This is a genomic window from Aliirhizobium wenxiniae (genome assembly GCF_019511445.1).
In the GTDB taxonomy this organism is placed as follows: Bacteria; Pseudomonadota; Alphaproteobacteria; order Rhizobiales; family Rhizobiaceae; genus Neorhizobium; species Neorhizobium wenxiniae_A.
This window is the reverse complement of sequence record NZ_JAEUAN010000020.1, coordinates 37737-51675: the sequence shown is the minus strand read 5'-3', so window position 1 is coordinate 51675 and position 13939 is coordinate 37737. Positions and strand designations below refer to the sequence as shown.

Here is a 13939-nt window from a genome sequence, read left to right as displayed (position 1 = left end):
CGAAACATCAGTTCCGGGCGATCCCCTCTAGAAAATCCGCCGCGCGATCTGCGCCGCCGATGGAGATCGTGTGTCCGAGACCCGGTTCGATGACGGTTTCGACGGATAGGCCCGCGGCCTTCAATTCCGTCTCCGCCTTTTCCGTTTCCCATGACGGAATGACAGGGTCCGAAGTGCCGTGCACCAAAAGCACTTTGGTCTCGAGCGAAGGCGTCAGCGGATGTTCGGTGGCAAGCCGGCCGGAAAAGCCGACAACGGCTGCAACCGGCCAGCGGCCACTGGCAATCGCATCGAGCGACATGATCGTACCTTGCGAGAATCCGACGAATACGACCCTGTCCAGCCGGCCGTTAAAGCCGTTTTCCTCGATAATATCGGAAATCACCGTGTCGAAGGCCGGACGCGCGGCGGTAATGCGGGCAGGGCGCTTTTCTTCCGTCACGCCGGCGACGCTGAACCACTGATAGCCGGGACCGAAATTCGAGCGTTCCGGCGCATTCGGCGAAACGAAGACGGCATCCGGCAGGCGGGCTTTCCAGCTTTCACCGAGCGGGGCGAGATCGGCCCCATTGGCGCCGACACCGTGAAGCAGGATGACGAGAAGGGAGTTTTGCAAGCTGGTCATGGCAATACCTTATGCGCAATGGAGGCCGACCATCCGTCTACGACAGCAGCCGGCAAGGGGCTAGATCGCGGTCGATGACCGCACCGTTCACCGATAACGTTGCTATATGATGACAGGTTCGTACCGATTGGACGATCCGATCGATCTTGCGCTGTGCCCGATCCCGAAAAGGCGGGGCTTCAACGCCGCCGCAGGGTTTGCTTCGTGTGAAATCCATCCGTATCGATCTGCGGAACAGACGGGATTTCTTCCGCCCCCGTCAAGCCGGAATACTGTGCGATCGGGCCTGCTCGACCGATCAGATGGCCTTGCAGATGCTGGCACTGCGCCTCTTCCAGAAAGGCGCGCTGTTCTTCCGTTTCCACCCCTTCCGCCACGATCGGAATATTCAGCCCCCGGCCGAGCCCGATCACCGCGCGCACGATCTCGTCGGCGCTGCTATCGGATACCAGCTTGGAGGTGAAGGACTTGTCGATCTTGATCGTGTCGAACGGAAAGGACTGGAGATAGGAAAGCGAGGAATATCCGGTGCCGAAATCGTCCATGGCGATCCTGAGGCCAAGGCCTTTGAGCCCGCGCAGGATCTGCAGTGCCCGCGCAAAATCATGCACCAGCACCCCTTCGGTCACTTCAAGCTCCAGCCGGTCGGCGGCAAGTCCCGTCTCAAGAAGCATCATATGCACGTCGCTGACAAGACTGTCCTGGCGAAACTGGATGGGGGAAATGTTGATGGCGATCTTCAACCGGTTCGGCCAGCTCGCGGCCTCGCGGCCGGCCTCGTTCAGCACCCAGCGGCCGATCTCGACGATCTGGCCGCTTTCTTCCGCCAGCGGCACGAATTCGTCAGGCGTAATCAGTCCGCGGCTGGGATGATGCCAGCGCAGCAGGGCCTCGAAGCCGAAAATCTCGCCGGTCACCGAGGCCTGGGGCTGGTAGTGCAGCATCAGCTCGCCGCGCTTGATCGCATGGCGCAGGTCCTGTTGCAGCACGCGCCGGTCATGCATCCGGCGGTCCATGTTGGCGTTGAACGCGCAGAAGCGACCGCGCCCGTCAGCCTTGGCGCGGTAGAGTGCGGCATCCGAATTGGCGAGCAGCGTTGCCGCATCCGCGCCGTCCTGCGGAAACATCGCAATGCCGATCGAAAGGCTGACCCGAAGCGAGCGGCCCTCCACGTCGAAATCCTCTTCCATCGCGCGGGTCAGCCGTTCGGCAAGCCGTGTCACCGTTTCCGGCTGGTCTTCGCCGGCACTGATCACGGTAAACTCGTCGCCGCCGAGGCGTGCTGCGATATCATCGTCATTGAGCACGTTCTTCAACCGTCTCGCCAGTTCAGCCAGCACGATATCGCCGGCTGCATGGCCAAACAGGTCGTTGATGTCCTTGAACCGGTCGACATCGAAACTCATCACCCCGAATTGCTGTCTAAGCACCCGGCGTTCGGCAATGAGGTTGGCCAGTTCCGCGGCAAACCGCATCCGGTTGGGCAGGTCGGTCAGCGGATCGTGATGCGCAAGATAGGAGACGCGCTGCTCCGCCTTCACCCGTGCCGTGATGTCCTGCTGGGTGCTGAGCAGGTATTTCCCGTCAAGCAGTACATCCTGCACGTCGATGATCTTGTCACCGATTTCCACCTGCGTTTCGGAAAAGCCCTCTTCCATGAGCTTGCGCATGAGGCGCTGGAAATAGGCCATCGGGTCCTCTTTCCAGTCGTCCATCCTGCCATCGGCCGCAACCTCGGCAAAGGTCTCGTCCTCATTCAGCCATCGCCTGTCGAGGTCGTGCAATTCCTGGAAAGATCGGTTGGCGTAGAGCGGCCTGCCTTCGAGGTTGAACAATCCGACCGCGACGGGAAGATTGTCCATCGCCGCCATCACCGCCTGCAGCATCGCCTCGTCATTCGCAAATCTGCGCGTGTTTGCCGTCGTCATGCCTTGCTCCCGTGATCCCGAGAATTTTTAGGCCTTACGACTTAAATATTAGATAATCTAAATATATCAAATCATGCAAAGCAGACGATGTGCCGTTTTCCAGCAGCAATTTATGTCGTGGCCCGCCCATCGTCCGGATTGTTCAGGGCGTGATGAATGCTTCGGCCTCGAACTGTTCCTTCATGGCCAAGATCGCCGCTTCGAGCCGCTCGAAGGCAATCAGCCCCTTGGACCCGATCGAGTTCGCAGCACGCCTGATCGACGGAAGCGCCAGGACAAGATCGTCGATCGTCAGGTCCCGTCGGGCATCTCCGCCAAGACGCCGCTGCCTGTCGGCAAAACGGAAGGCTTCTTCCGCCAGTGTGGTGAAAAGCCGGTCGGCGGTCGAGACGCGGTTCCCGTCGTCGTCCACGGCTCGCCATATCGGGCTGCGGGTATCGAGCCTGTATCCGGTGAGCTTGCGGAAAAGCACAAGGTCTTCGATGGAATAGCCGCCCGTTGATGACCCCGAGGCGCTCAGGTCCACGGCAGGAGAAGGAACTGCTGTTTCGTCTTCGCCGTTTTGACCGGCAGGATCGGCATCCTGCTTGTCTGCTGTATCAGCCGCCATGGCCTGAAGGACATGATGGTCTGTCTCCCGCATCAGGAATTGCGGCACTGCTGGAATATCGTTGGTGATCACATTGCTCTCATCGGTCAAATGTCAAAATGGCAAATGGAAATGCAGACAATGACCGATGATAGATGGGCAATCATGCGCGAAGCTGATTGATGATCGTATTTTGGTCGGTGAGGCCCTATGGCGTCACGGCCAGTTGCTTGGCGCTGATCTCGCCGCCGATTTCGGCCGTCTTCTTCTGCTTGTCATAGACGCAGATGGTGCTGATGCGGGCTTTGGCGCCAACCGCCTTTCCGGTCACCACGGCCATGCCGTAATGCTCGCTGCCATAGGGGTCGACCACCGTCTTGCCCTTCTCGATAAGTCCCTTTGCCGCCTTGACGCAGGCTTTGGAAACATCGCTCTGGAATGCTGCCCAGGCGTCGTCCGAGGATGCGTGAGCGGCGCTGCCGGCGATCAGAACAGTGCCGACGGCGGCAAAAAGCGTGGTCGTGATTTTCATCGAATCAAATCCTCCTTGGGAAATTCCTCCTGTCACGGATTAGCGGCAGCCCTGTGACGTCGGTGATCAATCAATGCGCCCGCTGCGGCATTGGAATGATGTTCCACCATACGGCGCAGTCGAGCAAAGCCGCTGCGCTGCATCTTTGATTTTTGCCATAATTTTGGCCTTTGGGGCGTTGCCTCTTCCCCGGTCCGCTCCTATGTTCCCGCACGACGATTACCCAAGGTTTTGCCTAAAAGGAGTAGACCAATGGCCTTCGAACTTCCCGCACTTCCCTATGATTACGAAGCTCTTGCTCCCTTCATGTCGAAGGAAACGCTCGAGTACCATCACGACAAGCACCACAAGGCCTATGTCGACAACGGCAACAAGCTTGCAGCCGAAGCCGGCCTGGCTGACCTGTCGGTCGAGGAAGTCGTCAAGAAGTCCTTCGGCACCAACCAGGGCCTCTTCAACAACGCTGCCCAGCACTACAACCACATCCATTTCTGGAAGTGGATGAAGAAGGACGGCGGCGGCAACAAGCTGCCCGGCAAGCTGCAGGCTGCGATCGACAGCGACCTCGGCGGCTACGACAAGTTCAAGGCTGATTTCATCGCTGCCGGCACCACGCAGTTCGGCTCCGGCTGGGCCTGGCTCTCGGTCAAGGACGGCAAGCTCGCCATCTCGAAAACCCCGAACGGCGAAAACCCGCTCGTTCACGGCGCATCCCCGATCCTCGGCGTCGACGTATGGGAACACTCCTACTACATCGACTACCGCAATGCTCGTCCGAAGTATCTCGAAGCCTTCGTCGACAGCCTGATCAACTGGGATTACGTGCTGGAAATGTACGAAGCCGCTTCCAAGTAAGCATCACGCATTCTAGCCATTAAAAAACACCCGGTGCCTCGCAGCGCCGGGTGTTTTTGTTTGCCTTGGGAGGGGCTTGGTAAATGTGTCGGCGCTCTGCAGCCGAAACGCTGAGCGCCCGATAACGCGTCAAACTGCCTGTGGGATGAAGCTGTCGGTCGGCGCATCCTGCAACACGACGACGCGGGTACCGTCCGGAACGCGCCCGTAAAGATCGACAATGTCCTGGTTGAGCAGGCGGATGCAGCCGCTCGACACCGCCTTGCCGATCGTCCAGTCCTCGGTCGTGCCGTGAATTCGGTAAAGCGTGTCGCGGCCATCCTTGAACAGATAGAGCGCGCGGGGCCCGAGCGGATTGAGCACGCCCGGCTCCATGCCGGCAGCCAGCGGTCCGTACCGTTCCGGCTCGCGGGCGATCATGTCCTGCGTCGGCGTCCAGCGCGGCCATTGGCGTTTGTACTGGACCCGAGCCGCGCCCTCGAATTCCAGTCCCGCCTTGCCGACGCCGATGCCGTACCGCATGGCGCGGCCGTTCTCCTGCACGAGATACAAGAACCGGTTCTTCGTATCGACGACGATCGTTCCAGGCAGTTCCTGCGTCGGGTAGGCGACTTCCTGCCGGTAGTATCGGGGATCGACGCGCTTCAGGTCCGCTGCCTTGATCGGGAACTGTTCGCCTTCGATCGCGGCATACATGGCCGTGTAATGGGGAGACATGTATGGCTTGACGGCAACCGGCTCCGGCACCGAAGTCACGCATCCTGTAGCAAAAAGAGGGGTTGCGATCAGAAAGCTTCGGCGGGTAATGGCTGGCAAATCGGTATTCCGGAATTAAGAATGGAAACGGCGCGGTCGAATCGCGCGCACATATTTTTATCTCTTTAACGCCAAGTAGGCCTGATTGGGATCACAATGCGGCCGTTTGCCTTCACGTCGGCTTTATCGGAGCCGGTCGGCAGTTCAGCCACCGTCTTGCCTTTCGCGCCAATAATGCAAATATGTAGTCACATGTGACCACTTTGTGCGAGACGACAATGACGGAAGTCAGTTTGAAGGATGCGAAGTCGGCTTTTTCCAGTGTCGTGGACCAGGCGGCAGCCGGAGAGTTCGTTACCATCACCCGGCACGGTAAGCCGGCAGCTGTGGTCGTCAGTCTGGAGGCCGCCGAAGCTGCAAGAGCTGCGTTGCATAAGGCAAAGCCGAGCCTCATCCGATACCTGCAGTGCTTTCCCGACATCGATCTCGACGAGGAGGTCTTTGCCAGAAATCCGGAAAGGGGCAGGGATGTCGATCTATGAGCGGCAGCCTGCTTGATACGAACGTCATTTCGTCACTTTCGCCACTACGCGCCGCCCATGATCCGCGGCTCGTCAGATGGCTGGAAGAGCAGGAGGCAGCGGCTGCCGTTTATCTCTCCGCAATGACGGTGCAGGAAATCGCCCGCGGCATTCATCTTTTGAATTCAAAAGGCGCTACCGCAAAGGCCGACGCGATATCCGCGTTTCTCGAAGGATTGCTGGCGGGCTTCAGGGATCGGATCCTGCCGCTTGATACCGAAACGGCGCGTGAGGCCGGCAGGCTCGAAGCAATCGCAATTGCTTCCGGTCACAGTCCTGGTGTTGCGGATGCGATTATCGCCGGCACGGCCAGCGTCCGCGGACTGACGGTCGTCACACATAATTCCCGACATTTCCTGCCGTTCGGCATTGCACTCATGTCGCCTGCTGATCTTCCTGGCTGAGAAGCCGGATCCGTCACACGCCTGTCACAGATCGGGCCTAACTGCGCGCCATGTCATCTGAAAAACCTCTCCTCCGCTTCGGCGTCATCGCCGATCCCCAATATGCCGATGTCGAGCCGAGGCTGGAATACGACCGGTTCTATCGCAACAGCCCGAAGAAGCTGGCGGACGCGATCGAGACGCTAAACGGTGAGGATCTCGCCTTTGTCGTGACGCTCGGCGATCTGATCGACCGCGACTGGGAGAGTTTTGAGCGTATTCTTTCCGTCTATGACGGACTTTGCCACGAGAATGTCCTGCTACCGGGCAACCACGATTTCTCCGTCGCTCCGGAGAAGCTGGCGGATGTCCATGCCCGCCTCGGCATGCCTGCGCCCTGGCATGATTTCGTCCGTGGCGGCATCCGCTTCGTCGTCATCGATGGCAATGAAGTAAGCCTGTTTTCGACCCCGCAGGGACATGCCCGCCATGCCGAGGCATCGAGACGTCTCGCAGCGCTGGAGGCCGCCGGTGCCATCAATGCCATGCCGTGGAATGGCGGCATCGGTGAGGAGCAATTCTCCTGGCTGGAGCAGGTCCTGGCCGACGCGCGCGAACGCGGCGAGGCGGTCATCGTCATGGGGCACTATCCGCTTTATCCGGAAAACCAGCACAATCTCTGGAATGGCGAACGGCTTGTCGGTCTGTTCGAACGATCGGGCAATGTGCTTGCCTATCTGAACGGCCATAACCATGTCGGCAATCTCGGGCGCACCGGCTCCACCTGGTACGTCAATTTCAAGGGCATGGTCGATACCGAGGCGGAAAACACCTTTGCCGTTGTCGAGGTCTACAAGGACCGTATCGAGATTATCGGCCATGGGCGTGAGGAAAGCAGACGCTTGGCGCTCTGAATGTATGGATGCAACCTATGGTGAGGCAAAGCGCCGCGGCGCTGTCTGGTGTCCAAGTCGAATAATTGCCGTTTAAATCGGTTAAAATTGAGCATTCTCAAATAGATGATGGCGGAATGCCGCAGTCTTTTTGAGGGGATGCGAATATGACGTTTCGCAACTTTTGCTAGGTGGCTGCGACCTTCTGCACCCTTGGCATTTCAGCTCCCTGTCTGTTCCTTGAATGTCATAGACATTTGGCAAAAAGGATGGACCATACAATGGCCAGCACGACAGACACGGGACTTCTCACGCGGCCCACGACGCGTAACTTCAATTCTGTCTCCAAGCTGCTCCACTGGCTTATGGCAGCCATCATCCTGGTCGCCTGGGGCGTGGGATATTACGGCGGCGCCATGCTGCATTACGGTGTCAGCGACGGCGAAACGGCGCAAAAGATCTGGGCCATCACGCTCCACAAGTCGATTGCTACAACGACGCTTTTCCTGATCGTCGGACGTCTCATCTGGCGCGCCTATAACCGCCCGCCGGAGCTGACCGAAATGCCCGCCATCATGAAGCTGGCAACCCATCTCGGTCACTTCGCCCTCTATTTCCTTATGGTTGCCGTACCGCTTTCGGGCTGGTGGAACAGTTCGTCGGCCGGTTATCCGATCCCGGTCGCGGGTCTCTTCACCATTCCGGGCCTCGGCGGCAAGAACCCTGAGCTGACGCCCTATCTCGTCTCGGCCCACTTCTACCTGTCATGGGCGCTGGCCATCGTCGTTGCCGGTCACGCAGCCTTCGCGCTGAAGCATCACTTCATCGACAAGGACGAAACACTGACGGCCATGCTGCCGAAGAAAGACTGAGCCTTTAATGCGGCACCGGATGCGCAAGAGGCGTTAAATCGCCCCGCGCATCCGGATATCAGGCGATCGGTCGCTGCCATCCGTCGATCCAGACCTGGCGCAACCGGTCGCCTTGCCCCGGAAAGAAGTCCTCCCAGGCTTCACAATGCACGACGCGGTCCGCACGAAAATTGCGGATCGCGTTGCGCAATTCGCACCATGCGACGATGTTGGCTGTCTGCGAATAATAGATAAGTGCAATCGGCCGGATCAACCGTTCGGTCGCGTTACCCAATTCATCCCGATAGTCGATATGCAGCTTTTGCTCGTCACGGATCGCGCGCCGCACGAGAGCGAGATCCACCCCATCCGGGGAGGGCGAGATGGTTCCCCAGGCATGCAGCGCATTGGTGGAAAATGTCTGGCTGAGCGGCTCGGGCACTGCCGCCGCGATCTTGCGGTTAACCTGCCGGGCTGCGCGTCGCAGTTCCGGGTCGCCGGTGCGGTCAAGAAGCGCCAGTGCCAGTACGATCGCCTCGGTCTCCTCGATCGACAGCATCAGCGGCGGAAGCGTAAAGCCCGGCCTCAGGATATAGCCGATGCCGCGTTCGCCTTCGATCGGTACCCGCATCGCCTGAAGTGCTGCAATATCCCGATAGATCGAGCGCATGGTGACTTCCAGCTGCGCCGCGATCTGCGCTGCCGTCACCGGCTTTCTCGCCAGTCTCAGGATCTGGATGATCTCGAACAGGCGAGACGCCTTGCGCATGACATTTCTCCGCCACCGGACACGCAACTGACAGAACGGTGTCAGCTGGCTTGTTTTATAGCGCCACCTGCCGGCCCGAAAAACAGGAGAATCCGGCGATCCGAGCAATAACTGGATGGCGCACTACTGACATGACTTATGGCGAAAACCTATGGCTTTTCTTCACCCTTCTCTTCGGCATTATCATTCTGCCGGGCATGGACATGATGTTCGTTCTGGCCAATTCACTCACCCGCGGCCGGGCAGCGGGGCTGGCGGCCACGGCAGGCATGATGCTGGGCGGTCTCGTCCATTCGGCCTATGGCGCGCTGGGTGTCGGGCTGCTGGCAAAACTCCTGCCCGTATTGTTTACGCCGCTGATGGTGGCCGGCGCGCTCTATATGGCCTGGATCGGGTTCACCCTGATGAGAAGCGCCATCGTCGTCGATGATGTCGGGCGTGCCGATACGAAAACCAATTGGCAGGCCTTTCGCAGAGGCACTATTACCTGCCTTATCAATCCCAAGGCCTATATGTTCATGCTGGCAGTCTATCCGCAGTTTCTAAGGCCCGAATTCGGCCCGCTCGCGCCACAGGCGCTCATCATGGCGGCAATGACCGCGGCAACACAGTTCGCCGTCTATGGCGTGATCGCCGTGGCGGCAAGCCGGGCGAGGGGCATGCTGGTCGGCAATCACTCGGCCACGATCTGGATCGGCCGTTGTTGCGGATTGCTGTTATTGGCCATTGCAGCACTCACACTCTGGGAGGCGTTACACCGATAAGCGTAATCTGTCTGTCACTGTGCTTTATTTGTGAACGCTGTGTTCAGCAGAAGCCTATGGTATTCCGCAATCCTGACGGGAACGTGATTTCTTGCAAATCGGCGCGCCGGTCCAATATCCGCCTCGTAAATCACCGGCTGGGCTGGCCGCATAACGAGGAGAATTCTCTATGAAGATCAGGATGACCGCCATCGCCACTGCCGCACTCTGTCTTGGCTTGGCGGCTGCAGCCGTCGCTCAGGACAATCCTGTCGCCAAGCGCGAGCAGATGATGAAGCAGGTTGGCGCCTCGATGGGCGCCCTCGGCGCGATTGCCAAGGGTGAGAAACCCTATGATGCGGAAGCGGTCAAGGCAGCGCTGACGGCGATCAGCACCGACATGAAGGCTTTCCCGGATCAGTTCCCCGAAGGTTCCGAGGTCAATTCCGCAGCCGCCCCGGCGATCTGGGACAATATGGATGACTTCAAGGCGAAGTCGCTAAAGCTCGGCAGCGATGCCGACACGATCCTCGCAGCGATGCCGGCGGATCAGGCCGGCGTTGCCGAAGCGATGAAGACGCTCGGCGCCAATTGCGGCACCTGCCACCAGACCTACCGCCTGAAGCGCTGACAAAAACGGTTTGGGGAAGCCGCGCAGGCCATCTGCGCGGCTTCCTCTCATGACCCTGCAGGATAAAATTCCGGAGACAAGCCATGGCCTCGATCTGGTCGAAAGTAGCGACGGCTGGCGTCGCGGTAGTTGCCTTAGGCGCGGCGACCGCATGGGCGCTGACCAAACCCGACCCGCATCCGGAAAGCTACTGGGCCAATCTCGGTACGCCTGATCTGGCCCATGGCGAGCAGCTCTTCTGGGCTGGCGGATGCGCCAGCTGTCACGCAGCAGCCGGTGCTGAAGGCGATGCGCTGAAGCTCATGTCCGGCGGCAAGGCGCTGCCTAGCCCCTTCGGCACCTTCCATATCCCCAACATCTCGCCTGATCCGAATGCCGGCATCGGCAACTGGACGCTGGCTGATTTCGGTAATGCCATGACCCGCGGCGTCGGCCCGAATGGCGAACATCTCTATCCGTCCTTCCCCTATGGTTCCTATGCCCGCATGTCACCAAAGGACATAGGCGACCTCTTCGCCTATCTGAAGACATTACCTTCAAGCTCCAATGTCGCGCCGCCTCATGAACTGGGCTTCCCGTTCAACATCCGCATGGCGGTCGGCGGCTGGAAATTCCTCTATTTCAGCGAAGAGCCACGCGTCGAGCTCGCATCAGCCGATGAAAAGGTGAAGCGTGGCCAGTATCTCGTCGAAGGACCGGGCCATTGCGGCGAATGCCACACGCCGCGCAACGCGCTCGGCGGCTTTCAGGCCGGCAAATGGCTCGCCGGCGGCCCCAATCCGGAAGGCGAGGGCACCATTCCCGGCATTACATCGTCAGGCCCGATCGGCTCCTGGAGCGAGGGCGACATCGTCAATTATCTCGAAACCGGCTTCACCCCGGACTATGATTCCGCCGGTGGCTCCATGGTCGAAGTCCAGAAGAACATGGCTCACCTGCCGAAAGCCGACCTCGAAGCCATCGCCGCCTACCTGAAGGCCGTGCCGGCGCAGTGATGGGAGACGGTTACCGATGCTCGGCGGAGAACGGCAGCAGCTCCTCTTCGGCCGTCGCATCCCATAGTCCAAGACCTTTCAGCACTTCGACCGTGAACGTGAAGGGGGCCGTGCCCGCGGCTGTCACCACTCCATCCGAAAGCACCGCCTTCGGTCCATCGATAAAGAAATCTTCACCGCTATAGTCGGGGTACTGCTGGTGTGAGCCCAGCCGGTTGCCCGTGTGCTTCACCGTATTCAGCACGCCTGCGCCGGCCAGCATGCTGGCGGCGGCACAGATCCCGGCCGCCATCTTCTTCTCTTCCCGGAACGACCGGACAAGAGCATGCAATCCTTCGGGCACCACCTGTTTTTCCCAGGCAAGTCCGCCGGGCACCACGATCGCGTCGAAATCCTCTGGCCTGACTTGCGCAAAGGAGAGGTTGGGCGTCACGTTCAGCCCGCCCATCGAGGTCACGGGACGGCCATCCTCCGTCGCAGTCTTCACCGTCACGCCGAGATAGCTGCGCGCCACCGCCATCAGCAGCGCGCATTCCCAATCGGCGAATTCCGGTGTGAGCACTACCACGATCGCTGTCATTTCTTCGCTCTCCTCAAAGGTCGGCACTGGCCGGATTGTGCGCTCAGGTGAGCGCCTGTGTATAGCGCATGCCGGTCACCGGCCGCGGCTTGAATTCCATATGTTCGTAGAACCGGTGCGCGGCCGAATTGCCGGTCGTGGCGCTGACGGAAAGGTAACCGCAACCGGCGCCCTTGGCGATGTCGCGGGCGCGGGAAACCAGATGCTGGCCGATGCCGTGGCCGCGCTGTCCGTCGCGCACGAAGAGATGGTGCAGGTCCATGCCGCGTGCACCTTCCTGGGCGCGGTAGAGCGGCACGAGAATGGCGTAGCCGATCAGTTCCGAACCGGTATCGGCCACCAGAACGGTGATCCACGGCCTGTCACCGAAGAGGTCGCGTTCAAGAATGTCGGGCGTCATCGCGGAAGCATCATGATGATGTGCTGCAAGCGCTGCGATCATCGCGTTGAGTTCCGGCAGGTCATGTCGCTTGGCATGACGGATGGTCAGCACGGCAGGGCGGGGAAGGGATATTTCGCTGTCTTCGAGAAGGGCATTGGGCATTTCGGCATCCTTTGATTTTGTGGTGCCGTCAGGTGCCGTCTGAAACAACAAAGCCGCCTGACGGCGGCTTGTTGACATGATGATCTGTCGAGCCGCCCTTTACAGGTAGGCCCAAAAATATACTGCGGCGGTGGTTGTGCGCATATCGATCATGGAAACTCTCATGCGCCTGTCCGAAAAACTTGTCAAGCCGTCTTCGCGAAGCGATCGATCGCCGCCATGATTGCGGCGGCCATTCCCCGATCGCCGGTCGAGTGTCCGGCTTCGTCAAGCATCACCAACTCGCTTGTCGGCCATTCTCGGAATAGCTCATAGGCTGTTTTCGGTGGCCCCTGCAGGTCCAGCCGCCCTTGGATCAATATACCGGTTATCCCGGAAAGCTTTGAGGCATTGTCGATGATCTGCCGATCGGCAAGCCATGCCCGATGGTGGAAGTAGTGGGCACAAAGCCTGGCGCGGGCCAGTACGAAGACCGGATCGCGCCAGCGCTCCGGCAAGTCTGCCATGCCGCCATCCTGCTTTTTGGCCGAGATCGACCCAGCCTCCCAGAAGTGCCAGTCGAAAGCCGCCTTCTGGCGTACGGCCGGATCGCCGTCGTTGAGCAAGGCATGATAGGCCGTAACCGGATGGTGTTCGCGCAGATGAGCTGGGATGGCAGCAATGAAGCGCTGATGTGCTTCCGGCAGGAAGAGGCGCATGCCGTTGTAAAGCCAGTCGATCTCCTCCCAGCGGGTGGTGGTGATGCCGGCAAGAACGATACCCTCAACGCTATGGGAAAAGGCTTGAGCATAGACGAGTGCCAGTGTTGCGCCCCAGGATGTTCCGAAAACCAGCCATCGGTCGAGGCCGAGCATGTAACGCAAGGCGTCGATATCGCCGATCAGATGATCCGTCGTATTGTCGCTCAGCGTATTGGCAAAATCCGCAGCGCTCGGTGTGCTCTTGCCGCATCCGCGCTGGTCGAATTGGATGATGTGCCACAGGTCAGGATCGAAGTGGCGCCGAGCGCTTTCCAAAATTCCCGAACCCGGCCCGCCATGCAGCAGCAGCGCCGGCTTTCCGAGCGGGTTGCCGGATAGCGCAAAGAAGATGCGATTGTCGTCGCCTCGATCGAGAAAACCGGTGTGATAGGGGGCAAGATTGGGAAAAAGGCAGGGCATGGGCAATCCGTTGTGCGGCAATCCATGCCGTCTATAGCGCCGGATTGTTTCGGTTCAATGTTCTCCGTCGCACAGCCCGTGGTCGGAGAGCGAGCGGATCACGTAGCAGTCCTCGATCGCGTGGTCGCCGTCGCAGTGGGAGACGATGCGCTCCAGTTCCTGCTCCAGTTTCTTCAGTTTCTCGATCTTGTCGCGCACGCTTTTCAGGTGGTCGCTAGCGATCCGATCGACATTGCCGCAGGGCTGGTGCGGATGCTGGCTGAGCGCGATCAATTCGCGGATGGCGGAAATGTCCAGTCCCAGATCCCGCGCGTGACGGATAAAGGCAAGCCGCTCCAGATCATGCCGCTCGTATCGCCGCTGGTTGCCTTCCGAACGTTCCGCCGCAGTGAGCAGGCCCATCTGTTCGTAATAGCGGATCGTCGGAACCTTGACGCCCGTTCGTTTAGAAAGATCGCCGATCGACAACATGATGCGCTCCAAACCTATAGTCTCTGGAGATATCTAATCAGCGATCCCTTGTC

General features: G+C 59.5%; 18 protein-coding genes. 8 read left to right on the top strand and 10 right to left on the bottom strand.

Features of this window, described 5'->3' with window-relative positions; genetic code table 11:
* Positions 1-7: 7 nt before the first annotated feature.
* The 4 genes from JNB91_RS22175 to JNB91_RS22160 form a co-directional block, all read right to left on the bottom strand.
* Positions 8-625, bottom strand: coding sequence for an alpha/beta hydrolase (locus JNB91_RS22175; RefSeq protein ID WP_220327659.1), 618 nt, complete (start codon positions 623-625; stop codon positions 8-10).
* A gap of 179 nt (positions 626-804) precedes the next feature.
* Positions 805-2553 (bottom strand): putative bifunctional diguanylate cyclase/phosphodiesterase, encoded by a 1749-nt coding sequence (locus JNB91_RS22170; protein ID WP_220327658.1) that lies wholly within the window; start codon positions 2551-2553, stop codon positions 805-807.
* Positions 2554-2695: 142 nt separating this feature from the next.
* Complete coding sequence (locus tag JNB91_RS22165) at positions 2696-3253, bottom strand: hypothetical protein (RefSeq protein WP_220327657.1); 558 nt, start codon at positions 3251-3253, stop codon at positions 2696-2698.
* Between the two features lie 97 nt (positions 3254-3350).
* Positions 3351-3674 (bottom strand): hypothetical protein, encoded by a 324-nt coding sequence (locus tag JNB91_RS22160; RefSeq protein WP_220327656.1) that lies wholly within the window; start codon positions 3672-3674, stop codon positions 3351-3353.
* 252 nt (positions 3675-3926) lie between these two features.
* Here JNB91_RS22160 and JNB91_RS22155 point away from each other — a divergent pair, with 252 nt between their 5' ends.
* Positions 3927-4529 (top strand): superoxide dismutase, encoded by a 603-nt coding sequence (locus JNB91_RS22155; protein ID WP_220327655.1) that lies wholly within the window; start codon positions 3927-3929, stop codon positions 4527-4529.
* A gap of 129 nt (positions 4530-4658) precedes the next feature.
* Here JNB91_RS22155 and JNB91_RS22150 read toward each other — a convergent pair whose 3' ends face one another.
* Positions 4659-5246, bottom strand: coding sequence for a L,D-transpeptidase (locus tag JNB91_RS22150; RefSeq protein WP_220327732.1), 588 nt, complete (start codon positions 5244-5246; stop codon positions 4659-4661).
* A gap of 317 nt (positions 5247-5563) precedes the next feature.
* Between JNB91_RS22150 and JNB91_RS22145 the strand changes: the two genes are divergently transcribed.
* The 4 genes from JNB91_RS22145 to JNB91_RS22130 all read left to right on the top strand — a co-directional run bounded on the left by JNB91_RS22145 (position 5564) and on the right by JNB91_RS22130 (position 8014).
* Entirely contained in the window at positions 5564-5827 is a 264-nt protein-coding gene (locus JNB91_RS22145; RefSeq protein WP_220327654.1) for a type II toxin-antitoxin system Phd/YefM family antitoxin, read from the top strand.
* Positions 5824-6270 (top strand): type II toxin-antitoxin system VapC family toxin, encoded by a 447-nt coding sequence (locus tag JNB91_RS22140; RefSeq protein WP_220327653.1) that lies wholly within the window; start codon positions 5824-5826, stop codon positions 6268-6270. The genes JNB91_RS22145 and JNB91_RS22140 overlap by 4 nt, the downstream gene beginning before the upstream one ends.
* Positions 6271-6320: 50 nt before the next feature.
* On the top strand, positions 6321-7163 hold the full coding sequence (locus JNB91_RS22135; RefSeq protein ID WP_220327652.1) for a metallophosphoesterase: 843 nt from the start codon (positions 6321-6323) through the stop codon (positions 7161-7163).
* Positions 7164-7423: 260 nt separating this feature from the next.
* A complete protein-coding gene (locus JNB91_RS22130; RefSeq protein ID WP_220327651.1) occupies positions 7424-8014 on the top strand; it encodes a cytochrome b in 591 nt (196 codons plus the stop codon).
* A 58-nt stretch (positions 8015-8072) separates the two neighbouring features.
* Here JNB91_RS22130 and JNB91_RS22125 read toward each other — a convergent pair whose 3' ends face one another.
* A complete protein-coding gene (locus JNB91_RS22125) occupies positions 8073-8762 on the bottom strand; it encodes a helix-turn-helix transcriptional regulator (protein WP_220327650.1) in 690 nt (229 codons plus the stop codon).
* A 131-nt stretch (positions 8763-8893) separates the two neighbouring features.
* On the opposite strand from JNB91_RS22125, the gene JNB91_RS22120 reads away from it, so the two are divergent.
* The 3 genes from JNB91_RS22120 to JNB91_RS22110 all read left to right on the top strand — a co-directional run bounded on the left by JNB91_RS22120 (position 8894) and on the right by JNB91_RS22110 (position 11131).
* Positions 8894-9526, top strand: coding sequence for a LysE family translocator (locus JNB91_RS22120; protein WP_220327649.1), 633 nt, complete (start codon positions 8894-8896; stop codon positions 9524-9526).
* Positions 9527-9695: 169 nt separating this feature from the next.
* Positions 9696-10136: a c-type cytochrome gene (locus JNB91_RS22115; protein WP_220327648.1), complete on the top strand. Its 441-nt coding sequence runs from the start codon at positions 9696-9698 to the stop codon at positions 10134-10136.
* An 83-nt stretch (positions 10137-10219) separates the two neighbouring features.
* Positions 10220-11131, top strand: a complete 912-nt coding sequence (locus tag JNB91_RS22110; RefSeq protein ID WP_220327647.1) for a cytochrome c — start codon at positions 10220-10222, stop codon at positions 11129-11131.
* A gap of 10 nt (positions 11132-11141) precedes the next feature.
* On the opposite strand, the gene JNB91_RS22105 is transcribed toward JNB91_RS22110, so the two are convergent.
* The 4 genes from JNB91_RS22105 to JNB91_RS22090 all read right to left on the bottom strand — a co-directional run bounded on the left by JNB91_RS22105 (position 11142) and on the right by JNB91_RS22090 (position 13886).
* Entirely contained in the window at positions 11142-11711 is a 570-nt protein-coding gene (locus JNB91_RS22105) for a DJ-1/PfpI family protein (RefSeq protein ID WP_220327646.1), read from the bottom strand.
* Between the two features lie 43 nt (positions 11712-11754).
* The gene (locus JNB91_RS22100) at positions 11755-12333 is read right to left on the bottom strand and encodes a GNAT family N-acetyltransferase (protein WP_220327645.1); all 579 of its coding nucleotides are present in this window, start codon (positions 12331-12333) and stop codon (positions 11755-11757) included.
* 107 nt (positions 12334-12440) lie between these two features.
* Positions 12441-13415, bottom strand: a complete 975-nt coding sequence (gene pip / locus JNB91_RS22095; protein ID WP_220327644.1) for a prolyl aminopeptidase — start codon at positions 13413-13415, stop codon at positions 12441-12443.
* Positions 13416-13469: 54 nt separating this feature from the next.
* Complete coding sequence (locus JNB91_RS22090) at positions 13470-13886, bottom strand: MerR family transcriptional regulator (protein ID WP_220327643.1); 417 nt, start codon at positions 13884-13886, stop codon at positions 13470-13472.
* Positions 13887-13939: the final 53 nt, after the last annotated feature.